Source organism: Mycobacterium sp. E3298 (genome assembly GCF_001666895.1).
In the GTDB taxonomy this organism is placed as follows: domain Bacteria; phylum Actinomycetota; class Actinomycetes; order Mycobacteriales; family Mycobacteriaceae; genus Mycobacterium.
In genome coordinates, this window is sequence record NZ_LZJB01000312.1 from 1 (window position 1) to 24,484 (window position 24,484).

22 protein-coding genes and 2 pseudogenes are annotated in these 24,484 nt (G+C 70.4%); 11 read left to right on the forward strand and 13 right to left on the reverse strand.

The genetic code is table 11. From position 1 onward, the window contains the following. From A9X05_RS31090 to sucB, 4 genes and pseudogenes are all read right to left on the reverse strand, one after another. Positions 1-139 (reverse strand): annotated as a pseudogene (locus A9X05_RS31090) (lipoyl synthase); the annotation flags it as partial. Beyond that, a complete protein-coding gene (lipB, locus tag A9X05_RS14650) occupies positions 136-834 on the reverse strand; it encodes a lipoyl(octanoyl) transferase LipB (protein ID WP_067758007.1) in 699 nt (232 codons plus the stop codon). The gene lipB and the pseudogene A9X05_RS31090, both read right to left, overlap by 4 nt. Positions 835-1,001: 167 nt before the next feature. Beyond that, positions 1,002-1,913, reverse strand: coding sequence for a TIGR01777 family oxidoreductase (locus A9X05_RS14655; RefSeq protein WP_067782282.1), 912 nt, complete (start codon positions 1,911-1,913; stop codon positions 1,002-1,004). Between the two features lie 15 nt (positions 1,914-1,928). After that, a complete protein-coding gene (gene sucB, locus A9X05_RS14660; protein ID WP_067782285.1) occupies positions 1,929-3,755 on the reverse strand; it encodes a 2-oxoglutarate dehydrogenase, E2 component, dihydrolipoamide succinyltransferase in 1,827 nt (608 codons plus the stop codon). A gap of 188 nt (positions 3,756-3,943) precedes the next feature. Between sucB and A9X05_RS14665 the strand changes: the two genes are divergently transcribed. Continuing rightward, positions 3,944-5,719, forward strand: a complete 1,776-nt coding sequence (locus A9X05_RS14665; protein WP_067782288.1) for an SDR family oxidoreductase — start codon at positions 3,944-3,946, stop codon at positions 5,717-5,719. Between the two features lie 9 nt (positions 5,720-5,728). Here the strand turns inward: A9X05_RS14665 and A9X05_RS14670 are convergent, their stop codons facing one another. Then, the gene (locus A9X05_RS14670; RefSeq protein ID WP_067782291.1) at positions 5,729-6,073 is read right to left on the reverse strand and encodes an aminopeptidase; all 345 of its coding nucleotides are present in this window, start codon (positions 6,071-6,073) and stop codon (positions 5,729-5,731) included. A gap of 134 nt (positions 6,074-6,207) precedes the next feature. On the opposite strand from A9X05_RS14670, the gene A9X05_RS14675 reads away from it, so the two are divergent. Together A9X05_RS14675 and A9X05_RS14680 are read left to right on the forward strand one after the other, a co-directional pair. Further along, positions 6,208-6,657, forward strand: coding sequence for an SRPBCC domain-containing protein (locus A9X05_RS14675; RefSeq protein ID WP_067749735.1), 450 nt, complete (start codon positions 6,208-6,210; stop codon positions 6,655-6,657). After that, positions 6,654-8,255: an NAD(P)/FAD-dependent oxidoreductase gene (locus tag A9X05_RS14680; protein WP_067782293.1), complete on the forward strand. Its 1,602-nt coding sequence runs from the start codon at positions 6,654-6,656 to the stop codon at positions 8,253-8,255. The genes A9X05_RS14675 and A9X05_RS14680 overlap by 4 nt, the downstream gene beginning before the upstream one ends. Before the next feature lie 88 nt (positions 8,256-8,343). Here the strand turns inward: A9X05_RS14680 and A9X05_RS14685 are convergent, their stop codons facing one another. Together A9X05_RS14685 and A9X05_RS14690 are read right to left on the reverse strand one after the other, a co-directional pair. After that, positions 8,344-9,891, reverse strand: a complete 1,548-nt coding sequence (locus A9X05_RS14685; RefSeq protein WP_197499065.1) for a leucyl aminopeptidase — start codon at positions 9,889-9,891, stop codon at positions 8,344-8,346. Positions 9,892-9,902: 11 nt separating this feature from the next. Then, a complete protein-coding gene (locus A9X05_RS14690) occupies positions 9,903-11,027 on the reverse strand; it encodes an adenylate/guanylate cyclase domain-containing protein (protein WP_067749718.1) in 1,125 nt (374 codons plus the stop codon). A 41-nt stretch (positions 11,028-11,068) separates the two neighbouring features. On the opposite strand from A9X05_RS14690, the gene gcvT reads away from it, so the two are divergent. Then, positions 11,069-12,166, forward strand: a complete 1,098-nt coding sequence (gcvT, locus tag A9X05_RS14695; protein WP_067749720.1) for a glycine cleavage system aminomethyltransferase GcvT — start codon at positions 11,069-11,071, stop codon at positions 12,164-12,166. 52 nt (positions 12,167-12,218) lie between these two features. Further along, positions 12,219-13,325 (forward strand): branched-chain amino acid aminotransferase, encoded by a 1,107-nt coding sequence (locus A9X05_RS14700; protein WP_067749722.1) that lies wholly within the window; start codon positions 12,219-12,221, stop codon positions 13,323-13,325. Positions 13,326-13,419: 94 nt separating this feature from the next. Here the strand turns inward: A9X05_RS14700 and A9X05_RS14705 are convergent, their stop codons facing one another. The 4 genes from A9X05_RS14705 to A9X05_RS14720 are packed head-to-tail and all read right to left on the reverse strand — an operon-like array spanning position 13,420 to position 16,462. Continuing rightward, positions 13,420-14,178: an adenosylcobinamide-GDP ribazoletransferase gene (locus tag A9X05_RS14705; RefSeq protein WP_067749724.1), complete on the reverse strand. Its 759-nt coding sequence runs from the start codon at positions 14,176-14,178 to the stop codon at positions 13,420-13,422. Continuing rightward, on the reverse strand, positions 14,175-15,230 hold the full coding sequence (cobT, locus tag A9X05_RS14710; RefSeq protein ID WP_156736722.1) for a nicotinate-nucleotide--dimethylbenzimidazole phosphoribosyltransferase: 1,056 nt from the start codon (positions 15,228-15,230) through the stop codon (positions 14,175-14,177). The genes A9X05_RS14705 and cobT overlap by 4 nt, the downstream gene beginning before the upstream one ends. Next, a complete protein-coding gene (locus A9X05_RS14715) occupies positions 15,227-15,754 on the reverse strand; it encodes a bifunctional adenosylcobinamide kinase/adenosylcobinamide-phosphate guanylyltransferase (protein WP_231969113.1) in 528 nt (175 codons plus the stop codon). The genes cobT and A9X05_RS14715 overlap by 4 nt, the downstream gene beginning before the upstream one ends. 24 nt (positions 15,755-15,778) lie before the next feature. Next, positions 15,779-16,462, reverse strand: coding sequence for a DUF3043 domain-containing protein (locus A9X05_RS14720; RefSeq protein WP_067749729.1), 684 nt, complete (start codon positions 16,460-16,462; stop codon positions 15,779-15,781). A gap of 191 nt (positions 16,463-16,653) precedes the next feature. On the opposite strand from A9X05_RS14720, the gene A9X05_RS14725 reads away from it, so the two are divergent. Both A9X05_RS14725 and A9X05_RS14730 read left to right on the forward strand, forming a co-directional pair. Further along, on the forward strand, positions 16,654-17,730 hold the full coding sequence (locus tag A9X05_RS14725) for a glycerate kinase (protein ID WP_067749737.1): 1,077 nt from the start codon (positions 16,654-16,656) through the stop codon (positions 17,728-17,730). Positions 17,731-17,793: 63 nt separating this feature from the next. Continuing rightward, complete coding sequence (locus A9X05_RS14730; RefSeq protein ID WP_067281389.1) at positions 17,794-18,150, forward strand: iron-sulfur cluster assembly accessory protein; 357 nt, start codon at positions 17,794-17,796, stop codon at positions 18,148-18,150. Between the two features lie 15 nt (positions 18,151-18,165). Here A9X05_RS14730 and A9X05_RS14735 read toward each other — a convergent pair whose 3' ends face one another. Next, positions 18,166-18,810: a hypothetical protein gene (locus A9X05_RS14735; protein WP_067782305.1), complete on the reverse strand. Its 645-nt coding sequence runs from the start codon at positions 18,808-18,810 to the stop codon at positions 18,166-18,168. Between the two features lie 196 nt (positions 18,811-19,006). Here A9X05_RS14735 and A9X05_RS14740 point away from each other — a divergent pair, with 196 nt between their 5' ends. Continuing rightward, positions 19,007-19,981 carry a carbohydrate kinase family protein gene (locus tag A9X05_RS14740; protein ID WP_067749733.1) on the forward strand — a complete coding sequence of 325 codons (975 nt, stop codon included), beginning with the start codon at positions 19,007-19,009 and terminating at the stop codon, positions 19,979-19,981. Positions 19,982-20,144: 163 nt separating this feature from the next. On the opposite strand, the gene asnB is transcribed toward A9X05_RS14740, so the two are convergent. Then, entirely contained in the window at positions 20,145-22,097 is a 1,953-nt protein-coding gene (asnB, locus tag A9X05_RS14745; RefSeq protein ID WP_067782308.1) for an asparagine synthase (glutamine-hydrolyzing), read from the reverse strand. A gap of 147 nt (positions 22,098-22,244) precedes the next feature. Here asnB and A9X05_RS14750 point away from each other — a divergent pair, with 147 nt between their 5' ends. From A9X05_RS14750 to A9X05_RS29775, 3 genes and pseudogenes are all read left to right on the forward strand, one after another. After that, on the forward strand, positions 22,245-23,354 hold the full coding sequence (locus A9X05_RS14750) for a cytochrome c oxidase subunit II (protein ID WP_082950223.1): 1,110 nt from the start codon (positions 22,245-22,247) through the stop codon (positions 23,352-23,354). A 13-nt stretch (positions 23,355-23,367) separates the two neighbouring features. Next, entirely contained in the window at positions 23,368-23,787 is a 420-nt protein-coding gene (locus A9X05_RS14755) for a cytochrome c oxidase subunit 4 (protein ID WP_067758493.1), read from the forward strand. A gap of 181 nt (positions 23,788-23,968) precedes the next feature. After that, a pseudogene (locus tag A9X05_RS29775) lies at positions 23,969-24,412 on the forward strand (hypothetical protein); the annotation flags it as partial. Between the last annotated feature and the right edge of the window lie 72 nt (positions 24,413-24,484).

The window sequence follows — 24,484 nt, forward strand, 5'->3', positions numbered from 1 at the left end:
GCACCAGGCTTTTCAGCTGGGTGTATTCGGGCCCCATCCGGGCCCGCACCTTGATCCACGGCGGCTTGCGCTCGATCGGGGTTTGCGCATTGCGGACCTCCAGGCGCAAGAGCTTGCGGCCTTCGGGTGCGACAGTCACATCGCTGATGCTACGCGCGTGCCGGGGTGTTCCCGGACCGGCAGGACCCCGTCGAGGGCGTCGCAGACGGCGTTTGCGACGGCCGCGCGGACGTCCCCGACAGCCACCGGGCGCCGCAACTCGGCCGACAGCGAGGTCACGTCGGCGTCGGTGATGCCGCACGGCACGATCGTGCCGAACGCGTCGAGGTCGCAGTCACAGTTGAGCGCGAACCCGTGCAGGGTGGTCGCCCGCGAGACCCGCACACCGATGGCGCCGACCTTGCGGTCGGGCCGCCCGGCACCGCCCGGCACCCACACCCCGGACCGGCCGTGCACCCGGCACGTCTCCAGGCCCAGGTCGCCGCACACCTTGATCAGCGCCTCCTCGAGGCGCCGCACGTAATTCACCACGTCGAGCGGCTCGCTCAGGCCGATGATCGGATAGCCGACCAGCTGCCCCGGGCCGTGCCAGGTGATCTTGCCGCCCCGGTCGGTGTCGACTACGGGCGTGCCGTTCACCGGTCGTTCGTGCGGCTCGGTGCGCCGTCCCGCGGTGTAGACCGGCGGGTGCTCGAGCAGCAGCAGCGTGTCGCCGCCGCCGGCGACCCGGGCGTCGGCCAGCTCGCGCTGCAACTGCCAGGCCGTGCGGTATTCGACGGTTCCGAGCTGGCGGACGTCGATCGCGGCCCGGCTGGACCGGATGGAATCGATCACGTTCGCGACGCTACTCGCCGGGCAGGCAAGCCGCGACGCCGCGCTTGCGATCGCCGCTAAGCCCGATGGCGGCGACCCGCTTCGCCCGGCTGCGCCGCGCTTGCGATCGCCGCTAGCCCGATGGCGGCGACCCGCTTCGCCCGGCTGCGCCGCGCTTGCGATCGCCGCTAGTCGTGGTCGCGCTGGGCGGTGGCGTAGCCGAGCGCCTCGCCGATGGTGTTGTGGTGGAACTCGAAACCCGCCCGCTCCAGCGCAGAGGGGATCGCGCGCTGGCCGATGAGCACGCCCTCGTCGGCGAACTCGCCGAGCGCGGCCCGCACCGCGAAGCCCGGCACCATCAGCGGGGTCGGGCGGTTGACCGCGCGGCCGAAGGCGGTGGTGAATTCGGCGTTGGTGACCGGCGCGGGCCCGGTCATGTTCACCGGGCCGGACAGCGCGGTGTTGGAGATCGCGAACAGCAGCGCCCGCACCTCGTCCTCCAGGGTGATCCACGACATGTATTGACGGCCGCTGCCCAGCCGCGCCCCCAGGCCCGCCCGGAACAACGGCCGCAACCGCCCCAGCGCGCCACCCGCCGGGGAGAACACCAGCCCGGTGCGGGCCAGCACCACCCGGGCGCCACCGTATTGGGCCGGCAGCGTCGCGGCCTCCCAGTCCTCGCACAGCTGGGCCAGGAAACCCTTTCCCGCCCGGTCGTTTTCGTCGACCACGCGGTCCTTGGTGTCCCCGTAGTAGCCCACCGCGCTGGCGTTGACCAGGGTCGCCACCCCGGCGTCGGCGACGGCATGCGCCAGCACTTCGGTGGGGGCGATGCGGCTGTCCCGCAGGCCCTGCTTGAAGGCGCCCGACCAGCGGCGCTGGCCGACGTTGACGCCGCACAGGTTGACGACGGCGTCGACGTCGCTGATCGCGTCGACGTCGAATTCGCCGCTCTCGGGGTTCCAGTGCAGCTCGTCGGAGTTCGACGGTGCCCGGCGCACGATGCGCAGCACCCGGTGGTCGGCCGCACGCAGGGCGGCGGTCAAGGCGGATCCGATCAGGCCGGATGAACCCGCGATCGCGATGACGGGTTTGGCCACGGTTCGCCAGTCCTCCTAGAGACCCAAGTCGGCCTCGAACGCTCCCTCTTCGAGCCGGTGCTTGATCGTGGTGAGGAAGCGTCCGGCGTCAGCGCCGTCGATGAGCCGATGGTCGTAGGTCAGTGGGAGATAGCAGATGGAGCGGACGCCGATGGACTCGTTGCCGAATTCGTCGACGATCACCCGGGGCCGCTTCACGATCGCCCCGGTGCCCAGCATGGCCGCCTGCGGCGGCACCAGGATGGGGGTGTCGAACAAGGCGCCCTGGCTGCCGATGTTAGTGATCGTGAAGGTGCCGCCGGACAGTTCGTCGGGCTTGAGGTCGCCCGACCGGGCGCGCGCGGCGATGTCGGCGATGGCCCGCGCCAGCCCGGCCAGCGACAGGTCGCCGGCGTTGTGGATGACGGGGGAGAGCAGCCCCTGATCGGTGTCGACGGCGAAGCCTAGATGCTCGGCGTCGTAGTAGGTGATCTCCTTGGTCTGCTCGTTGTAGCTGGCGTTGATGTTGGGGTGGATCTTCAGCGCATCGATCACCGCCCTGGCGATGAACGGCAGGAAGGTCAGGTTGACCCCCTCGCGCTCGGCGAACGCGGACTTCGCCCTGGCCCGCAGTCCGACGATCCGGGTCATGTCGACCTCGTGCGTCTGGGTGAGCTGGGCGGTGGCCTGCAGGGATTCCCGGGTCTTGTTCGCCGTGAGTTGGCGGATCCGGCTCGCCTTCTGCGTGGTGCCGCGCAGGTGCGCCAACGCCGGCGCCGGGGTGGGCGCGGCCGCCGGGGCGGGCTTGCCGTCGGCGGCGGGTGCCTGGCCCTGGGCCGCGGCGGGCGCCTGGGCCGGGGCGGGCGCCTTCTGGGCCTGCTGCTTCTTCTCCGCGGCGGCGAGCACGTCCTGCTTGCGGATGCGGCCACCGACTCCGGTGCCGGTGATCTCGGTCAGGTCGACGCCGTTCTCGGTGGCCAGCTTGCGCACCAGCGGGGTCACATACGGCGCACCGTCCGGGCCCGAGCCGCTGGGCTCGGCGGCCGGCTGCGCTTGCGCCGGTTGGGCTTTCGGCGCGGGCGCCGGCTGGGACACCGGCTGAGGTTCGGGCTTCGGCTCGGCCTTGGGCGCTTCGGGCTTGGGTGCTTCGGCCTTGGGTGCTTCGGGCGCCGGCTCGGGCTTGGGTTCCGGTTTGGGAGCCGGCGGGGGAGTGGGGGCGGACGCGGCCTCGGAGCCGGTGCCGATCCTCGCCAGCTCGCCGCCGACCGGCACGGTGGCGTCCTCCTCGGCGGTGATGCTGACCAGCACGCCGGCCACCGGTGAGGGGATCTCGGTGTCGACCTTGTCGGTCGACACCTCGACCAGCGCCTCGTCGACGCCGACCGAGTCGCCGACTTTCTTCAGCCAGCGGGTGACCGTGCCCTCGGTCACCGATTCGCCCAGCTCGGGCATCAGCACGGGGGTCGCGTCGCCGCCACCCGAACTCTGCGGCGCGCGTTCGGGTTCGGGCTGGGCGGGGGCGGCCGTCTCCGGCTCGGGCTCGGGCTGGGCCGGTGGGGCGGATTCGGCCTGCGGCTCGGGCTGGCTGGGCGCCTGCGGGGCCGCCTGCGAACCGCCGCCGTCGGACGAGTCGCCGATGACGGCCAGCTCGCCGCCCACCTCGACCGTGTCGTCCTCCTGGGCGACGATCTTGGTCAGGACACCCGCGGCGGGCGACGGGATTTCGGTGTCGACCTTGTCGGTGGACACCTCGACGAGGGGTTCGTCGAGTTCGACCGTGTCGCCTTCCTGCTTGAGCCAGCGGGTGACCGTCCCCTCGGTGACGCTCTCACCGAGTGCGGGCATCTGGACGGAGAAGGCCATCGTCTTTGACTCCTCGATCGCTCGTGGGTCGGGGTGGGTCGAACACATCGCTAGCCGCTGAAAAGTAGCTATCCAAAACTATCCTGTCACTGCGTCCGCGCCGGCACACATCCAGGGCGGACGTTCCCGGGACTTCCCGAACCCCCTTGCTACGGTGTGGCCACTGCAGTTGAGCGGGGAGGTCGAAGATGCCGGCAACACAATGGCTACCGCAGCATTTCGTCGACAGCGCCGACGGCGCGCGAATCGCTGTCTACGAAGAGGGGAATCCCGACGGCCCCACGGTCGTGCTGGTGCACGGCTTTCCCGACTCCCACGTGCTGTGGGACGGGGTCGTCCCTCTGCTGGCCGACCGGTTCCGCATCCTGCGATACGACAACCGCGGCGTCGGCCTGTCTTCGGCGCCCAAGCCGGTGTCGGCCTACACGATGGAGCGGTTCGCCGACGACTTCGCCGCCGTCACCGGCGAGCTCAGCCCCGGCCAGGCCGTGCATGTGCTGGCCCACGACTGGGGCTCGGTTGGAATCTGGGAATACCTGAAGCGGCCCGGTGCCGGTGACCGGGTGGCCACCTTCACGTCGGTGTCCGGCCCCAGCCAGGAGCAGTTGGTCGACTACATCTTCAGCGGCCTGCGGCAACCGTGGCGCCCGCGCCGGTTTGTGCGATCGGTCAGCCAGGCGCTGCGATTGAGCTACATGCTGTTCTTCTCGATCCCGGTGCTCGCGCCCCTGTTCCTGCGGCTGACGATGTCGATTCCCGCGCTGCGGCGCAACGCCGTGGACAACATCCCGGTCGAGCAGATCCACCACTCGCCGCAGCTGGCGCGCGACGCCGCCCGTTCGGTGAAGACCTATCCCGCCAACTACTTTCGCTCGTTCTCCGGCCGCGGGCAGGGCATCCGTGTCGTCGATGTGCCGGTGCAACTGATCGTCAACACCAGGGACAAGTACGTGCGGCCCTATGGCTACGACCACACGCCGCGGTTCGTGCCGAGGCTGTGGCGGCGCGACATCAGGGCCGGCCACTTCTCGCCGATGTCCCACCCGCAGGTGATGGCCGCCGCGGTGCACGAGTTCGCCGTTTGGGCCGAGGGCAAGCCGGCGAGCCGCGCGCTGCTGCGCGCCCAGGTCGGGCGTCCCCGCGGGGCCTTCGGCGACACCCTGGTGTCGGTCACCGGCGCCGGCAGCGGAATCGGACGCGAGACGGCGTTCGCCTTCGCGCGGGAGGGCGCCGAACTGGTCATCAGCGACATCGACGAAGCGGCCGTCAAGGCCACGGAAGCCGAGATCGCCACCCGCGGCGGCGTCGCCCACGCCTACGTGCTCGACGTGTCCGACGCCGATGCCGTGGAGGCGTTCGCCGAGCGGGTCAGCGCCGAGCACGGGGTCCCCGACATCGTCGTCAACAACGCCGGCATCGGACACGCGGGCGGATTCCTCGACACCCCGGCCGAGCAATTCGACCGGGTGCTCGACGTCAACCTGGGCGGCGTGGTCAACGGGTGCCGATCCTTCGCGCGGCGGCTGGTGGAGCGCGGCACCGGCGGCTACATCGTCAACGTCTCGTCGATGGCCGCCTACGCCCCGCTGCAGTCGCTGAACGCCTACTGCACGTCGAAGGCGGCGACCTACATGTTCTCCGACTGCCTGCGCGCCGAGCTCGACGCCGCCGACGTCGGGCTGACGACGATCTGCCCGGGGGTCATCGACACCAACATCATCAACACCACCCGCTTCGACGCGCCCGCCGGAAAGGGCGAACAGGTCGACGGTCGGCGGGGCCAGCTCGGCAAGATGTTCGCCCTGCGGCACTACGGACCCGAGAAGGTCGCGAACGCGATCCTGTCGTCGGTCCAGAAGAAGAAGCCGATCCGCCCGGTCGCGCCGGAAGCCTATGCGCTGTATGGCCTTTCGCGCCTGGCGCCGCAAGGGCTGCGGAACGCGGCGCGCCTGCGCGTGATCTGACCCGGGGGCTCAGGTTCCCGCTCGCGCCGCGCCCTGGCGGCCCGTCAACAGCGCGCCGGCGATCGCGAGCAGCCCGACGACCGCCAGCGGGATCGACCACGTGCGCCGACTGCCCACCGACGACTGGCACTGCGCCACATAGTCGGTGTGCGGGACGACCTGGTTGAGGATCGGGATGTTCGCCACGCTGTTGTTGTTGGCGCTTCTGGCCGCGGACAGGTCCGTGGCGACCGCGTTTCCGCACCCGATCGAATGGCCGTTGCCGTCGGAAATCGACACCGGCGCCAACAGCCCGATCACGCCGGCCAGCAGCAGCACGGCGCCCACGGCCAGGATCAACCGTCGCACTGTCACGATCTCGCCTTCCTTCGTACAGGTTTTCGACCCCGGGAGATTAGCCGCTGGACAGGGCCGGTAAACCCCGTATCCGCCGGATTCAGCGGCCCGTTGATGGGTATTCCGCCGCGGTGACCGAGAGGGGGAACCAGGTGCTGATTGCGACGCGGGACGTGGCCGCGCCTTGCGAGCGGGTGTGGGAAGTGCTGGCCCAAGGGTGGACCTACACCCAGTGGGTGGTGGGCAACAGCCGCATGCGGGCCGTCGATCCGAATTGGCCGGAGCCCGGGTCCTCGATCAGGCACTCGATCGGGATTTGGCCGTTGGTGATCAACGACGCGACCGTGGTGGAGGAGAGCGAGCCGCCGCACAAGCTGGTGCTGTGCGCCCGCCTGGGGCCGCTGGGCGCCGCGCGGATCACGATGCTGCTGCACGAGACACCGCAGGGTTGCCGGGTGGAGATGATCGAGGTGCCCGTCGAAGGCCCGATGGGGGCCGTCCCCGATTCCGTCGCGTTGGCCGCGGCCTATCCGCGCAACAAGGAGTGCCTCTGGCGGCTGGGGGCCCTGGCGGAGCGCAAGGTGCCCAGCCAGGTGCAATGAGCGTGCGGGACACCGCCGACGCCGTCGTCATCGGGGCGGGACACCACGGCCTGGTCGCCGCCTCGATGCTGGCCGACGCGGGCTGGGACGTGTTGGTGCTGGAAGCCCAGCCCGAACCCGGCGGCGCGGTTCGCAGCGCCGAGCTCACGCCGGGATACATCACCGACCTGTTCAGCTCGTACTACCCGATGACGGTGGCCTCGCCGGCGATCGCCGCCCTGGGCCTGGAGGATCACGGCCTGCGCTGGTCGCACGCCCCGGTGGTGCTGGCGCATCCGCGCAGCGCGGCGGACGACGACCCGCCCATCGTGTATCACGACCCGGCGCGCACCGCGGCGGAATTCGCCCGCCGGGTGCCCGCCGACGGCGAAAACTGGTGGCGCCTGGTTCATTTGTGGGAGCGGATCAAGGCGCCGCTGCTGGACGCCATGTTGGCGCCCTTCCCGCCCGTGCGCCCCCTGCTGCGGCTGCTGACCAGGCTCGGCACGTCGGACGCGCTCCGGGTGGCGCGCCTGCTGGTGCAGCCCGCCAACACCATGGCGAGTGAGCTGTTCGCCGGCGAAGCGCCGCGAGTGTTGTTGCTGGGCAACGCAATGCACGCCGACGTCCCGCCGGACGCGCCGATCAGCGGCGCCATGGGATTCCTGATGACGATGCTGGCCCAGGACTGCGGGTGGCCGGTGCCGGTCGGGGGCTCGGGGCAGTTGACGGCCGCCCTGGTCAACCGTGCCCGCTCCGCGGGCGCGCGAATCGAGTGCAACCAGAACGTGTCCCGCATCCAGGTGCGGGATGGCCGCGCGGTCGGGGTGATTACGGCCGAGGGGCGCACGGTCGCGGCGCGGCGGGCTATCGTCGCCGACGTGACGGCCCCGCGATTGTTCTGCGACATGCTGCCGCCGGATGCGTTGCCGCCCAAGCTGTTACGCGACCTCGAGCACTTCATCTGGGACCCACCGGTGGTGAAGGTCAACTACGCCGTGGGAGCGCCCGTTCCGTGGCGGGCGAAGAACCTGCAGGGCGTGGGCACCGTCCATCTGGGCGCCGACGGTGACGGGCTGGTCCGCTGGATGGCCGACCTGAACACCCGGGTGGTGCCCGAGCATCCCTTCATGTTGCTGGGCCAGACCACCACGGCCGATCCGACCAGGTCCCCGAACGGCACCGAAAGTGTCTGGGCCTACACGCATCTGCCGCGCAACGTGGCCGACGACGCGTCGGCCGATCGGCTCGCCGAGGCGGTGGACCGGGTGATCGAGGAACACGCGCCGGGTTTCGGTTCGGCGGTCGTGGACCGGTGCGTTCAGCGCCCGTCAGACCTGGAGGCCAGCGACGCCAACCTGCACATGGGTGCGCTCAACGGTGGCACGGCGCAACTGCAGCAGATGCTGATCTTTCGCCCGGCGCCCGGCATGGGCCGGGCCGAAACCCCGGTGCGGGGGCTGTATCTGGGCAGTGCGTCGGCCACCCCGGGCGGGTCGGTGCACGGCGCCTGCGGGCGCAACGCGGCCAACGCCGCGCTGGCGGCGGATGGCGCGACCGGCTGGCCGCGCCGGACGGTGCAGCGAGCCGTGTTCTCGGTGATGACGGGTAAGCGCTAGCCGTCGAACGTCACACTGGCGTGACGTTCGAGCGCCAGTGTCACCCTGGCGTGACGTTCGACGCGTCAGCTGAGGCGCTAGCCGTTTGCTAGCCCTTTTCGGCGATGTCCTCGAGCACCGCGAACATGGTGCGGGTCGGCACGCCGGTGCCGCCCTTGGGCGTGTATCCCCACGGGCCGCTGGTGTTGTACGCCGGGCCGGCCACATCGATGTGCGCCCAGCCGACGCCGTCGGCGACGAATTCGCGCAGGAACACCCCGGCCACCAGCATGCCGGCGAAGCGCTGGCCGCTGATGTTGGACAGGTCGGCCACCGTGGACTTCAGGTCGTCTTTGAGTTCGTCGGGCAGCGGCATCGGCCAGGCGTTCTCGCCCACCCGCTGCGAGATGGCGGCGACCCGGTCGCGGAACTCGTCGCTGCCCATCACCCCGGGGATCCGGGCGCCCAACGCCACCGTCTGGGCGCCGGTCAGCGTGGAGGTCTCGATCAGGTAGTCGGGGTTGTCCTCACACGCCCGCACGATGGCGTCGGCCAGGATGAGCCGGCCCTCGGCGTCGGTGTTCTGCACCTCGACGGTGATGCCGCCGTACTGCGTCAGCACGTCACCGGGCCGCTGCGCCGTGCCCGACGGCATGTTCTCGGCCATCGGCACGGTGGCGATCACGTCGATCGGCAACCGCAGCTGCGCGGCCAGCGCCACCGTGGCGATGACCGCGGCCGCGCCGCCCATGTCCGAGGTCATGTAGTGCATCGACGCCGCCGGCTTGATCGAGATGCCGCCGGTGTCGAACGTGATGCCCTTGCCGACGAGCGCGACCTTCTTCGCCTGCTTCGGCTTCTTGGCCAGCTTCGAGCCCCGGTGGGTCAGCCGCACCAGCCGCGGCGGCCGCGACGAACCCTGGCCGACGCCGATCACCCCGCCGTAGCCCGCCTTCTGCAGCGCCTTATCGTCGAGCACCTCCACCTCGAGGCCGACCGACTCACCCAAAGCCCTTGCGCGTCGGGCGAATTCGGCGGGAAAGAGGTGGCTCGGGGGTGTGTTGACGAAGTCGCGGGCGGTGGCGACCGCGGTCGCCACGGCGGCGCCGTGCGCGCTGGCCGCTTTGGCGTCCTTCGAGGCGGACAGCACGGTGATCTTGCGCAGCCCGTTGTCTTTCGGCGCGGTCTTTCCGCTGCGGAAGTCGGTGAACCGGTAGCTGCCCAGGATCAGGCCCTCGACGGCCGCCGAGCAGACGTCGGCGCTGAAGTCGCCGGGCAGCGTCACGAACACCGCCTCGGCGGTGCCCAGCGACCGCGCCGCCACGCCGGCCGCGCGCCGGACGGTGTCGGCGGGCCACTCGGGTCGCGGCTTGCCCAGGCCGATCGTCAGCACGCTGGACACCGGCAGCGACGGCACGACCAGGCGGTGGACCTGCTCGCTGCCGCCGGTGGCGTCCAGTGCGCGCAGCCCGGACTCGATTTCGGTGACCGCCTCGGCCGGCAGCAGCGATTCGCCCGGGGCCACCGTCGCCCCCGGTCTGTCCTCGTCGCCGGTCGAGACGACGGGCACGATCAACACCGAAGAGCCCGCCCCGCGTTTCGGCAGCGATGTGGCGACGTTGACGGAGGGGCTGTCGTAGCTCAAATCGGCGGTCACGGGCATTCACCCTAATCGCCGGAGGCCGAGCCGAGACCGGCGGCGTCCCGACCGTGCAGCTCGAAGGCGATCGTGGGGGTGTCAAAACCTTTGAGCTCGAAGGGACCCCGCGGCGTCGCCGGCCAGTCCGGCAGGCGTTCGTGCAGCGCCGAATCGGCCAGGATCTGGCACGGGGCCGCGGCCCCGACCAGACGCGCCGCGAGGTTGACGGGGCTGCCGAAGTAGTCCCCGTTGATCGCCAGGACGGAGCCGAAGGCCAGGCCGGCGCGCACCTGCAGGCCCTCCTCGCGCGCCCGCGGATGGTTGACCAGGTCCACCGCCGCCTTGGCGAGGCGTTCGGGCGACGCGCTCACCCACATCACCTCGTCGCCGATGAACTTCACCACCCGGCCGCCGTCGCGATGCACCACGTCCGCGACGGTGCCGGCGAACTCGTTGAGCAACGCCGAAAGCTGCGCGGGGGTGAGCGCGCGGGTGAGCACGGTGAAACCGGACAGGTCCGCGAAACCGATGCCGCACACCACGCTTGCCGAGGTGTCGCGCAGGACGCCCTCGAAGTGGGTTCGGGCGCCGGTCAGATGATGCCGGTGGACGACGTCGATCAGCGCCGAAATCCGGGGGACGAACTCCGCCACCGCGCGGTACGCCTGCGCCGTGGCGAGTTCGTCGTTGGTGTAGGTCATCTGGATGTCCGGCGTCCCGGCCCGGATGGCCGTGGACTCGGCCTCCGCGAGCCGGGCCATCGCCGCGCCGAGCACCCGCAGCAATCCGAACGCGCCGTCCTCACCCACCACCGTCTTCAGGCCGACCCAGGTCGCCAGCGCGTCGACGTCGGCCTGGCTCAGCACCGGAACGTCGGGGCCGGCCACGGTGAGGCCGAGCAAACCCCACGCGTGGGTGACCTCCTCGGCCGTCAGGCCGAGTTGTTCGGCCGCTGTCGCGATCGTGTGGACCGGGCGCCCCGACCATTGCAGCACGTCACCGGCGAGGCCGAACAGCCGCCCACGCTGTTCGGCTTCCACCATCTCGTCGACGGTGAAGCCGAGTTCGTCCAGGTACTTGATCAGGTCGGCCCGCTCGCGCGCGTTCGCGATCCCGGCGGCCTCCAGCGCCGCGAAGTCCGGGGAATCGACCACCCACCCAAGTGTGCCAGCACCCGCGATTAGGGTGAACCGTCGTGACCGATGACCTACAGCATGGCCCGTTGGAAGACCGCCACCGCGCGTTGGGGGCCAGTTTCGCCGAGTTCAGCGGCTGGCTCATGCCCGTGTCGTATGCCGGCACCGTCAGCGAGCACAACGCCACCCGCAACGCGGTCGGTCTGTTCGACGTCAGCCACCTCGGCAAGGCGTTGATCCGCGGGCCGGGCGCCGCCGAATTCGTCAACTCGACGCTCACCAACGACTTGCGCCGCATCGGCCCGGGCAAGGCCCAATACACCTTGTGCTGCAACGAATCCGGCGGTGTCATCGACGACTTGATCGCCTACTACGTCGGCGACGACGAGATCTTCCTGGTGCCAAACGCCGCCAACACCGCCGCGGTGGTCGAGGCGCTGCAGGCGGCGGCCCCGACAGGTCTGACGATCACCAACGAGCACCGCTCGTACGCGGTGCTGGCGGTGCAAGGCCCGCGCGCGGCGGACGTGCTCGGCGGGCTGGGGCTGCCGACCGACATGGACTACATGGGCTACGCCGACGCCTCCTACGAGGGGGTGCCGGTGCGGGTGTGCCGGACCGGATACACCGGGGAGCACGGCTACGAGCTGCTGCCGCCCTGGGAATCCGCGGCGGTGGTGTTCGACGCGCTGGCCGCGGCGGTCGGCGCCGCCGGCGGCGAGCCCGCCGGCCTGGGCGCCCGCGACACGCTGCGCACCGAGATGGGCTATCCGCTGCACGGGCACGAACTGGCGCTGGACATTTCGCCGCTGCAGGCCCGATGCGGCTGGGCGATCGGATGGAAGAAGGACGCGTTCTTCGGCCGGGACGCGCTGCTGGCCGAGAAGGCGGCCGGGCCGCGACGGCTGCTGCGCGGATTGCGGATGGTCGGCCGCGGTGTGCTGCGGCCCGGTCTGACGGTGCTCGCCGGCGAGGCGCCGGTCGGGGTCACCACCTCGGGAACCTTCTCCCCGACGCTGCAAGTCGGCATCGCGCTGGCGCTCATCGACGCCGGCGCCGAGGTCGAGGACGGCCAGCGGGTCACCGTCGACATTCGCGGGCGCGCCGCGGAGTGCGAAGTCGTGCGGCCGCCCTTCGTCGAAGCGAAGACCCGTTAGTGCCGCCGCTTCAGATGAAAAGCCCGGTCGCAGGCGGATATACAATCGCCCCATGACCAGCGGCTCCCTCGAGTTCACGGTTTCGCGTTCGGCCAACCCCGCGACCGACGCCGAACGTGGATCCATCCTGGCCGAGCCCGGTTTCGGCAAGCACTTCACCGACCACATGGTGTCGATCGACTACGACGACGAGCGGGGCTGGCACGACGCGCGGGTCATCCCGTACGGCCCGATCGAACTCGACCCCTCGGCGATCGTGCTGCACTACGCGCAGGAGATCTTCGAAGGGCTCAAGGCGTACCGCTGGGCGGACGACTCGATCGTGTCGTTCCGCGCCGAGGCCAACGCCGCGCGGTTGCGGTCGTCGGCGCGGCGCCTCGCGATGCCCGAACTGCCCGACGAACTGTTCATGGGCTCGCTGTGCCAGCTCATTGCCGTCGACAAGCCCTGGGTCCCCGCGGCCGGCGGCGAAGATGCCTTGTATCTGCGCCCATTCATGATCGCCACCGAGCCCGGATTGGGCGTGCGGCCATCCAAGCGGTATCGGTACCTGCTGATCGCGTCACCGGCCGGCGCCTACTTCAAGGGCGGCATCAACCCCGTCACCGTCTGGGTGTCGACGGACTACGTGCGAGCCAGCCCGGGCGGCACCGGCGCGGCGAAGTTCGGCGGCAACTACGCCGCCTCGCTGCTGGCGCAGGCCGAGGCCGCCGCCCACCAGTGCGACCAGGTGGTGTGGCTGGACGCCGTCGAACGGCGCTTCGTCGAGGAGATGGGCGGCATGAACATCTTCTTCGTGTTCGGCAGCGGCGGGTCGGCGCGGTTGGTCACCCCGGAGCTGTCCGGTTCGCTGTTGCCGGGGATCACCCGGGATTCGTTGCTGCAGTTGGCAATTGACGCCGGTTTCTCGGTCGAGGAACGCAAGATCGACATCGACGAATGGCAGAAGAAGGCCGCCGCCGGCGAGATCACCGAGGTGTTCGCGTGCGGTACCGCCGCCGTCATCACCCCGGTCTCGAAGGTGAAGTACGGCGACACCGACTTCACCGTCGCCGACGGCCAGCCGGGCGAGGTGACGATGGCGCTGCGCGACACGCTGACCGGGATCCAGCGCGGGACGTTCGCCGACACCCACGGCTGGATGGCGCGGCTGGGCTAGGCCCTCGCCGGGTCGTCGGCCGTGAAGTTGGTTTCACGTTCGGCCGCGAGCGTGAAGATACTTCACACTCGCCGGCGAGCCGGGCGCTCGCCCGCTAGAACCGCACCAGCCCGGCGAGCGCCACGGCGCTCACCGTCGTGGTCAGCTCGATCGCCGCGCCCAGCACGTCGCCGGTGATGCCGCCGAATCGGCGCACGCAATGCCGCACCAGCACCGCGCCGCAGACCAGGCCCGCCAGCACCGCCACCGGCCCCTGCCACGCCCGCGGTCCGGCCGCCAGCGCGGCGACCAGCAGCGCGGCGACCCAGCCGGCCGCGACGGCCACCGGCTGGCTGCCCGCGACCCGCGCGCCCAGCGCGCTGCCCGCGGCCGCGGGCACCGACCGTCGGCTGGCCACCACCGCGGCCACCCGGCCGGCGGCGACCGCCACGGCGATGCCGGTGAGCCCCGGCCTGCCCGCCGCCCCGAGCGCCGCGAACGCCAGCCCCTGCAGCGTGACCGTCAAGGCGACGGCCGCCGCGCCGAACGGGCCGGTCGACCCGTCGCGCATCACCGCCAGGGCGCGCTCGGGCGGCCCGTAACAGCCCAACCCGTCGGCGGTGTCGGCGACACCATCGATGTGCAGGCCGCGGGTCGCCAACAGCAGCGCCGCGACCGCGAGCAGGCCCGAGAGCGCAGAGGACGGCCCGAAGGCGTGAGCCCCGCCCCACGTCACCGCGGCGGCGAGCGCACCAAGGCCTGCGCCAACCACGGGCAGCGCCGTCATGGCGCCGCGGCCCATCGCGGCACCGCGCGAACGGGGGACGGGCAGGACCGTGCCGAACGCGAAAGCCGTTGCCAGCGAACGCATCACGGCGGGGGAGCGGCCCGATCGGACACGCCGGCCTGGGTGAACGTGGCCATCGACGACAGCGTCGCCACCGCGGCGCGCAGCACCGGCAGCGCCAGCGCCGCGCCGCTGCCCTCGCCCAACCGCATCCGCAGGTCCAGGATCGGCTCGAGGCCGAGCTCGGTCAGCGCCAGCGCATGACCGGGCTCGGTGGACCGATGGCCGGCCTGCCACCACAGCCGGGCGTTGGGCGCCAGCCGCTCGGCCACCAGGGCGGCGGCCGTCACCGCCATCCCGTCGAGCAGCAGCGGGGTGCGCCGCACCGCGGCCTGCGCGCAGAAGCCCGCCATCGCGGCAAGGTCGGCGCCGCCCCCGCAGCGCAGCAACGCCACCGGGTCCGGCAGCACGCGCGACGTCCGGAACAGGGCGTCGCGCACCGCGGCCGTCTTGCGCGCCCAGCCGGCGTCGTCGATCCCGGTGCCGAAGCCCACCACCGCGACCGGCTCCGCGTTCGTCAGCGCCGCCACCAATACCGCGGCCGGGGTGGTGTTCCCGATGCCCATGTCCCCGGCGATCAGCAGGTCGGCCCCGGCGTCGACCTCCTCGTCGGCGATGGCCCGGCCCGCGGCGATCGCGGCGAGGGTCTCGGCTTCGGACAACGCGTCCTCGACGGCGATGTCGCCGCTGCCGCGCCGCACCTTGTGGGCGCCGATCCGGTCCGCCGGTGCGTCACCGTCAACCGCCAGGTCCGCGACGCGCACGGTCGCGCCGGCGAGGTCGGCCAGCACATTGATGGCCGCGCCGCCGGCCTCGAAGTTGGCGACCATCTGCGCGGTCACCTCCGGCGGGTAGGCCGACACCCCGGACCGCGCCACACCGTGGTCACCCGCGAACACCACCACCCGGGCGCGTTCGAATTGCCTTGGTGGGCAATGCCCTTGGCACGACGCGATCCACACCGACAGGTCTTCGAGGCGTCCCAGCGCCCCCCGCGGCTTGGTCAGTTCGTCCTGGCGGGCGCGGGCGGCGGCGGCGACGCCCGAGTCGGGCGGCGACACCGGGGCGAACTCCATCACGTCACCGACGGCTTGATCGGCACCGCCTGCCCGGCGACCACCAGCACCACCCGGTCGCAGAGCTCGGCGACGCGCTGGTTGAGGCTGCCCAATTCGTCGGCGAACCGGCGCCCGGACGCGGTGGGCGGCACGACGGTCAGCCCGACCTCGGGGCTGACCAGCACCAGCGTGGAGTTGAAGGCGCCGACGGCGGCGAGCATGGCTTCGATGGGCGCCGCGACCGACCCGCCGTCCCACCCGTGGTGGCGGTCCAGCGTGCCGGTGAGCCAGGAGCCCAGGTCGTCGACGAGGGTCGGGGTGTCCGGCGCCGCGCGCAATTGGCCTGCGATGTCGCCGGTTTCGACCGTCGACCAATGGCCGGGCCGGCGGCCGCGGTGCTCGGCGACGCGGTCCGCCCAGCCCGCATCGTCGTCGCCGGCCGGGCCGGGGGCCAGATAACAAACCGGACGGCCCGCCGGCAGCGTCGCGGCGATGGCGTCCTCGGCCCACCGGGATTTGCCCGATCGGATCCCGCCGAGCACCAGCGTGCGCGCCGCGCTCAGGCGGGCCTACTTGACATCGGCGCCGCGCTTGACTTGGGGCCGCGGGGTCCGCAGCCGTCGCATCTGCGAGGCCCGGCTGGCGGCGTACAGGCCCAGCTTCCAACGGCTTTCGGTGTTGTCCGGGAACTTCGCGTCCACCAGCTTGCTCACCCTGCGGCCCAGCAGCAGCCCGTCGACCAGCATCACCGCCATCAGCAGCAGCATCGCCGGGGAGACGTAGAGCTGCAGCTGCGGGGTGGTGAACAGGGCGAACATCAAGAACAACGTCGCCGGCATGAACAGGCCCAGCAGGTTGCGCCGGGCGTCCACCACGTCGCGCACGTAGCGCCGGACCGGGCCCTTGTCGCGCGGCAGCAGGTATGCCTCGTCGCCGGCCATCATGCGCTCCCGGCGATCGGTCATCTTGGCGCGGTTGGCGGCCCGGTCGGCCCTGCGCTCTTCGCGGCTGAGCTTGGGACCGGCCATCGATTTGCGGCGGGCCCGCGCCTCGGACGCGGTCATTGGTGCGGGCGCGACCGGACCCTTCCGCGCGGTGCGCCGCGCCTCGTTGCGCTTCGGCGTGGGCCGGCCCTTGGGGCTCGTCCCACGCCCGCCACGCGACGTCGTCTCGGGGGCGCCGCCGGCATCGAGCGCGGCAGCGCCCTCGTCAAGGTCCTCGTCCTGGCCCTTCTTACGGCCCATCAACTTCACAGAGGCCAGGTTACTTCGCGAATGAGCCGCCCCGGAATTGGCTTGGAATGCCTTGCTATTAGACCTGCGTCAGCGCCTCGGTTGGCCCTACTCTTACCAGTGATGAACGGCTGCCTGTGATGGACGACGGCACCATGGCCTCGGATGATGCTGCTTTGGGCCTCGCTCCCGGCCGTCTGCAGCTGCCGGCCATGCTCGTCCTGGTCGCCCCCGATTGTTACGGCGACAGCATGACGGCCGTGGAGGCCGCCGCGGCCATTGCGACGGGGTGGACCCGATGCCGGCCGGGCGATCGGTTCATCGTCGCCCCGCAGTCCGACGGCGGCCCCGGATTCGTCGAGGTGCTCGCCAGCCGGCTGGGCAAGGCCCGGCGGCTGCGGGTGTCCGGTCCGCTGTCCACCATGGTCGAGGCCGCGTGGGTGTTCGACCCCGCCACGACGACCGCCTATCTGGAATGCGCGCAGGCGTGCGGCCTGGCCCTACTGGGCGGTCCGCCCACCCCGGAGACGGCGATGGCGGCCCACAGCAGGGGAGTGGGGCAGCTGATCGCCGAGGCGCTGCGGGCCGGGGCGACGCGCATCGTGGTCGGGCTGGGCGGCAGCGCCTGCACCGACGGCGGGCAGGGCATGATCGCCGAACTCGGCGGCCTGGACTCCGCCCGTCGCCAGCTGGCCAACGTGGAGCTCATCGCCGCCTCCGACACCGAATACCCGCTGCTCGGGCCCTGGGGTGCGGCCAGGGTCTTCGGCCCGCAGAAGGGCGCGGACACGGTCACCGTCGCCGCGTTGGAGGTCCGCCTGCAGGCGTGGGCGCTGATCCTGGAAGCGGTCGCCGGCCGCGACGTGAGCTCCGAACCGGGCGCGGCCGCGGCCGGCGGCATCGGCGCCGGGCTGCTGGCGCTGGGCGGCCGGTGCGAGTCGGGCGCGGCGATCATCGCCCATCACACCCGCCTGGCCGACGACCTGGACATGGCGGAGCTGATCGTCACCGGGGAGGGCCGGTTCGACGAGCAGTCGCTGCACGGCAAGGTGGTGGGCTATCTCGCCGACGCCGCCCGGCCGCGGGGAGTGCCGGTGATCGTGCTGGCCGGCCAGGTGGGACTGGACAACGCCACGGTCCGGTCGGCGGGCATCATGGCCGCCCTTTCCATCGCCGAGCACGCCGGCTCGGTGCGGCTGGCGCAGGCCGACGCGGCCAATCAGCTCATGGGTCTGGCATCCGTCGTGGCCTCGCGACTCGGGAATAGCGGTCCTGCAAGGTACCGTTGAGCTAGTGGACTTTCTCGGGCCCAGCCTGAAGACCCAGCCAACGAGAGGCATGTAGGAGAAGCAATGACGGTGCAAAACGAGTCGAACGCCAAGACGCACGGCGTGATCCTGACCGAGGCCGCCGCCACCAAGGCAAAGTCCCTGCTCGACCAGGAGGGGCGGGACGACCTGGCGTTGCGGATCGCGGTCCAGCCTGGCGGGTGCGCAGGCCTGCGCTACAACCTCTTCTTCGACGACCGGACGCTCGACGGCGACCTGACCGCGGACTTCGGCGGCGTGACGTTGACGGTCGACCGGATGAGCGCGCCGTACGTGGAGGGCGCGTCCATCGACTTCGTCGACACCATCGAGAAGCAGGGCTTCACGATCGACAACCCCAACGCCACCGGGTCCTGCGCCTGCGGCGACTCGTTCAACTGACCGGGTAACGCCCGCTCAGTACGAGCCGCCGGTGCGCAGCACGTACGAGCACACCATGATCTGGCCCCGCTGGAACAGCAGCTGGGCGACGCCCTGCAGTTCACCGCGCATCGGGCCCCCCGCCGCGGGCGACGCCTTCATCGTGAACAGCGCCTGGGCCTGGTACTGCGACAGGTAGACGATCTTGTCGATCGAGGTCACCTCGACCTCGGAGAACTGCTTGCGGAACGCGTCGCTGCTCAACTTGGCCAGCGCCTGGTCGGACCGTTTGTCGCGGACGCCGTCGTACATGCCGCACAGCGCGTTGCGTTCGATCTCCTCGATGTCGCGGTGATCCAAGGCGTCCAGATACCCCTGGATCGCCGTCTTGGCGGCGCCCTCGGAGAACGTGGCGCCGGTGTTGGCCCCGTTGGTGCGCACGCCGTAGACGATCGCCACGGTCAGGGCCGCCACCAGGGCCACGGCCAACAGCAGGCCGATGATCAACCGCCGCTTGGACCGCCGCTGCGGGTAGGGCATCGGCGGCGGTGCCTGCCCGGCATAATCGGCGGGGGCCGCGCCACCGGCGCGGGGGTCGTCGGGAAACTCGAGCGGCTGAGACTCCGCTGGCTCGGGTCCGCTGCCGCCGACGGTGTGGTTCGGCGAGTGCGGACCTGCCATCGTGGTCTCCTACGGTGGTAGACGGGACGTATCGACGGGCTGGGTGCGGTATACCCCGACCGAGCATCGTGTCCCGGCGACTTGAGCGAGTTCCCTAGGGAGGCTAGCGCACCGCTTCGCGCCGACGGTGGACACAGCAACGGTCCAGGCGCGTGCGTAAGCTAGATAACCTTACTAACGAAGGGCGGAGACATTCGTGACGATCGCGGTGACAGGTTCGATTGCGACCGACAATTTGATGCGGTTCCCCGGCAAGTTTTCCGAACACCTGCTGGCTGAGCATCTGCAGAAGGTATCGCTCAGTTTTCTGGTCGACGACCTGGTGATCCACCGCGGCGGCGTGGCGGGCAACATCGCCTACGCCATCGGCGTGCTCGGCGGTGACGTGGCGCTGGTCGGCGCGGCCGGCGACGACTTCGACGACTACCGGCACTGGCTGCAGTCGCACAACGTCAACTGCGACAACGTGCTCATCTCGAAGACGGCGCACACCGCGCGCTTCACCTGCACCACCGACGAGGACATGGCCCAGATCGCGTCGTTCTACCCCGGCGCGATGTCGGAGGCCCGCAACATCAAGCTCGCCGACGTGGTGTCGTCCATCGGCGAGCCGGACCTGGTGATCATCGGGGCGAACGACCCTGACGCGATGGTGGTGCACACCGAGGAGTGCCGCAAGCTGGGCCTGGCCTTCGCCGCCGACCCGTCCCAGCAGCTGCCCCGCCTGTCCGGTGACGAGATCGACAAGCTCGTCGACGGGGCCGCCTACCTGTTCACCAACGACTACGAGTGGGAGCTGCTGCTCAACAAGACCGGCTGGTCGGAAGCCGACGTGCAGGGCAAGGTCGGGCTGCGGGTGACCACGCTGGGACCCAAGGGCGTCGACATCGTCGAGCCCGACGGCACGACGACCCACGTCGACGTGGTGCCCGAAACCAGCCAGACCGACCCCACCGGCGTCGGCGACGCGTTCCGCGCGGGCTTCCTCACCGGACGCAGCGCCGGCCTGAGCCTGGAACGCTCCGCGCAGCTGGGTTCGCTGGTCGCCGTGCTGGTGCTGGAATCCACCGGAACGCAGAACTGGGACTGGAACCGCGAGACCGCGGTGAGCCGGTTGGCGGGCGCCTACGGCGACGACGCGGCCAACGAGATCGCCGCGGTGCTGGCCTGAACCTGGCCGCCTAATCGAGTGTGCGCTCTTGGCTTCGCGCGTGCGCTGAGGGCGCGAAATTCGAGAAATCTCCGCCCAGGACGCACGCTCGAAGCCCTCATCGCACGCTCTTCGTAAAGCCGACGGCCTCAGAGCTGGAGGGGATGCGGCGGGGGCAGAACCCTCAGAGCTGGACGGGGTAGACCGGCTCGCTGATCTGCGGCACCACGCTGTGTTCGACGAAGATCGCGTGCCAGAGCATGAAGATCAGCAGCGTCCACAGCCGGCGGCTGTGATCGCTGACGCCGTTGCGGTGCTCGTCGAGCATGCGCCCTACGGCCGGCAGGTCGACGAGGTGACCGGCCTGCGAGGACGCCACCAACCCGTAGGCCCAGTCCAGCAATTCGCCCGCGCGCAACCAATGCCGGATCGGCACCGGGAACCCGAGCTTGGGCCGGTGCAGCACGTGCGCGGGAACGATGGGCTCAAGCGCCCGCCGCAGCGCGTACTTGGTGGTGGTGCGGGTGATCTTGGCCTCGACGGGCAGCCGCGAGGCGACGGCGAACACCTCGGGATCCAGGAACGGCACCCGCAGCTCCAGCGAGTTGGCCATCGTCATCTTGTCCGCCTTGACCAGGATGTCGCCGCGCAGCCAGGTGAACAGGTCGATGTGCTGCATGCGCGCCACCGGGTCCCAGCCCTTCGACTGTGCGTACACCGAAGCGGTGACGTCGGTGTGGGTCCATTCCTCGCGGAAGCCGGGCAGCACGTCGCGCAGCTGGGCGTCGGAGAAGCTGCGGGCGTTGCCGTAATAGCGCTCCTCGAGGGTCAGCGAGCCGCGGTGCAGCAGGCTCTTGCCCCGCATCCCCTCCGGCAGCGGCTTGGACACCTTGCCCATCGACCGCCGCAGCGGCCGCGGCAGGTAGTCGAACGGCTTGAGCGACAACGGTTCCCGGTAGATCGTGTAGCCGCCGAACAGTTCGTCGGCCCCCTCCCCGGACAGCACCACCTTGACGTGCTTGCGGGCCTCACGGGCGACGAAGAACAGCGGCACCAGCGCGGGGTCGGCCACCGGTTCGTCGAGATACCAGACGATTTCGGGCAGGGCCGCGACGAATTCGTCCGGGTGCACCACCTTTGCGATGTGGCGGGCGCCGATCGCCTCGGCGGAGGCCACCGCGACGTCGATCTCGGAGAAACCCTCCCGCTCGAAACCGGTGGTGAAGGTGATCAGCTTGGGGTTGTGCCGGATGGCCAGCGCCGCGATCGCGGTGGAGTCGATGCCGCCGGACAGAAACGCCCCGACGGTGACGTCGGCGCGCATGTGCTTGGCCACCGAGTCCTCGAGCACCGCGGTGATCTCGTCGTAGCGGACCTGTTCGGTGTCCCGGCTCATCGGCACCGCGGCGAACCTCGGCACGAAATAGCGGGTGACCTCCGGCGGCCGCCCGGCCGTGATCCGCGCGTAGCAGCCCGATTCGAGCCGGCGCACCCCGCGGTGCAGCGTCTCGGGCTCGGGCACGTACTGCAGCACGGTGTAGTGCTGCACGGCCCGCCGATCGATCCCGGTGTCGAACCCGACCAGTTCGGCGAGGTCCAGCAGGCATTTCTTCTCACTGGCCACCGCGGTGCCCCCGGCGCCGGTCGCCATGAAGAGCGGCTTGATGCCGAATGGGTCTCGGGCGCAGAACAATTCGAGCGTGGCGGTGTCCCACAGGGCGAAGGCGAACATGCCGCGTAGCCGGGTGAGCACGTCGGCGCCCCAGTAGTGGTATCCGGCGACGATGGCCTCGGCGTCGCCGTCGGTGGCGAAGGCGGCGCCGTGCGCGGTGGCCAGCTCGTCGCGCAGCTCGAGGTAGTTGTAGATCTCGCCGTTGAACACCAGCACGTAGCGGTCGGGCGCCTCCGGCGGACCCCACCGCAGCGGCTGGTGCGAATGCGCGATGTCGATGATCGACAGCCGGTTGAAGCCGAACACGACGGCCCCGTCGGCGCCCGGGTCGGTCCAGGTGCCCGGCTCGTCGGGGCCGCGGTGGCGCATCAGATGCGACGCGCGGGCGATCGCACCGTCGGCCCGGGCGGCGGCGTCGGCGCCGGCACCGTCCGGGGCGGCGACAAACGCCAGCAGACCACACACGGCGCCCCAGTATGCCGCACTCCGGGCACGCCCGTGGCGGTCGCACCCGGCACGTCGTGCGGGGCCGGTGGGCCGGGGTTTCGTCGCTCGGGTCAGCGGCGTGGTCTACGCTGCGTAGTATTCGATATCCGAGCAGGAGGCGCCAACGTGACACCTCGCGAGCAGGCCCGTTCGCAACGTTTGTCGCAGGGCAGGTTTGACAGCCTTTCTGGCCGCCGTTCCGGGGGCGTTCGGCGGGGTCGGTCCCGTCGTCTGCGGCCGCTGGCGCTGGCCGCGACGTTCGGCGTGTTGGCGGTCACCCTGAGCGGATGCAGCTGGTCGGACGTGCTGGGCCTCGGCTGGCCCAAGGGCATCACCCCGCAGGCCCAGATCAACCGCGAGCTGTGGGTCGGGGCGACGATCGCCTCTCTGGTCGTCGGGGTGATCGTGTGGGGCTTGATCTTCTGGGCGTCGGCCTTCCACCGCAAGAAGGCCACCGACACCGAGCTGCCGCGCCAGTTCGGCTACAACATGCCGCTGGAGCTGGTGCTCACGGTGACGCCGTTCCTGATCATCTCGGTGCTGTTCTACTTCACGGTCGTGGTGCAGGAGAAGATGCTGCACGTCGACAAGGACCCGGAGGTGGTGGTCGACGTCACCGCCTTCCAGTGGAACTGGAAGTTCGGCTACCAGCGCGTCGACTTCAAGGACGGCACGCTGACCTACGACGGTGTCGATCAGGCGCGCAAGAACGCGATGGTCTCCAAGCCCGAGGGCAAGGACGCGCACGGTGAGGAGCTCGTCGGACCGGTCCGCGGGCTCAACACCTCGGACCGCACCTACCTGAACTTCGACAAGGTCGAGATCCTGGGCACCAGCGACGAGATCCCGGTGCTGGTGTTGCCGACCGGCAAGCGCATTCAGTTCCGGTTGGCCTCGGCCGACGTCATCCACACGTTCTGGGTGCCCGAGTTCCTGTTCAAGCGCGACGTGATCCCCAACGCCGAGGCGAACAACTCGGTGAACGTCTTCCAGGTGGACGACATCAGCAAGGCCGGGGCTTTCGTCGGGCACTGCGCCGAGTTCTGTGGCACGTATCACTCGATGATGAACTTCGAGGTTCGGGTGGTGCCGCCCAACGACTTCAAGGCTTACCTGCAGCAGCGGATCGACGGTAAGAGCAACGCGCAGGCATTGCAGGCGATCGGTCAGGCGCCGCTCGCGGTGACCACCCACCCGTTCGACACCAAGCGCGGTCAGTTGGCCGGAAGCCAGTAGGTTAGGACACCAAATGCATATTGAAGCCAGGCTTTTCGAATTCGTCGCCGGGTTTTTCATTTTGGTTGCGGTGCTTTATGGCGTGCTGACAGCGCTTTTCGCCACCGGTGGCGAGGAGTGGGCCGGCACGACCGCGCTGGCGCTGACCGGTGGCCTGGCGTTGATCGTGGCCACCTTCTTCCGGTTCGTGGCGCGTCGCATCGACACCCGGCCCGAGGACTACGAAGGCGCCGAGATCAGCGACGGAGCAGGTGAATTGGGCTTCTTCAGCCCGCACAGCTGGTGGCCGATCCTGATCGCGTTGTCGGCATCGGTTTCCGCTGTCGGTATCGCGTTGTGGCTGCCGTGGCTGATCGCCGCGGGCGTGATGTTCGTCCTCGCGTCGGTCGCGGGATTGGTCTTCGAGTACTACGTCGGTCCCGAGAAGCACTGATTCGTATCCATAAAGGTCACAATCAGATCACGTGATCTGTGGCCGCTTCGCCAAGACTTCTTTGCCCCCCTGCGTTCGGTAGTGTTTTGCCCAGGCAATTGACAATTTTTCAAGCGCGCGCGCAACGGTATGGCCGCGGGGCCCCGCGCGCTGGTGAGGCAGTCGGACAGGGCAGGCAGAGATGAGTGGGCCGAAACCCCCGGAATGGGAACCTGAGGAACCCGATTCCGTGAACGAGGCTCCCCACCAACCGGATTCCGCCGACGAGCCCGCGAACGCCCACGAAGCCACGGCGGACGACGAGCTCGAACCGTTCGACGACGGCGCCGAGCCGGAGGCCGACCAGACGGGCCAGACCGACGCCTATTCCCGGGCCTATTCGGCCCCGGAGTCCGAGCACTTCATCAGCGGGCCCTACCTGCCGGCCGACCTCAGGCTCTACGACTACGACACCTTCGACGAGTCGGACGAGGCGGAGGACGAACACGCCGCCCCGCGCTGGCCGTGGGTGGTCGGGGTCGCCGCGATAGTGGCCGCAATCGCGCTCGTGGTGTCGGTGTCGCTGCTGTTCGCGCGCACCTACACCACCAAGCTGGCCAACCCCAACACCACCACGACCGCGCCGTCGACGCTACGCCCCCGGTGACCTGTCGGGACGGCCAGGGTGACCCCACCGACGCCGGAATCGCCCCGGTGT

What these genes read in the sequence shown, in the direction of transcription:
- A9X05_RS14680 (WP_067782293.1), top strand. Translation starts at nt 6,654, where the DNA reads ATGAGCGTGCGGGACACCGCCGACGCCGTCGTCATCGGGGCGGGACAC.
- A9X05_RS14700 (WP_067749722.1), top strand. Translation starts at nt 12,219, where the DNA reads ATGACCAGCGGCTCCCTCGAGTTCACGGTTTCGCGTTCGGCCAACCCC.
- sucB (WP_067782285.1), bottom strand. Translation starts at nt 3,755, where the DNA reads ATGGCCTTCTCCGTCCAGATGCCCGCACTCGGTGAGAGCGTCACCGAG.
- A9X05_RS14665 (WP_067782288.1), top strand. Translation starts at nt 3,944, where the DNA reads ATGCCGGCAACACAATGGCTACCGCAGCATTTCGTCGACAGCGCCGAC.
- A9X05_RS14755 (WP_067758493.1), top strand. Translation starts at nt 23,368, where the DNA reads ATGCATATTGAAGCCAGGCTTTTCGAATTCGTCGCCGGGTTTTTCATT.
- A9X05_RS14735 (WP_067782305.1), bottom strand. Translation starts at nt 18,810, where the DNA reads ATGGCAGGTCCGCACTCGCCGAACCACACCGTCGGCGGCAGCGGACCC.
- A9X05_RS14730 (WP_067281389.1), top strand. Translation starts at nt 17,794, where the DNA reads ATGACGGTGCAAAACGAGTCGAACGCCAAGACGCACGGCGTGATCCTG.
- A9X05_RS14725 (WP_067749737.1), top strand. Translation starts at nt 16,654, where the DNA reads ATGCTCGTCCTGGTCGCCCCCGATTGTTACGGCGACAGCATGACGGCC.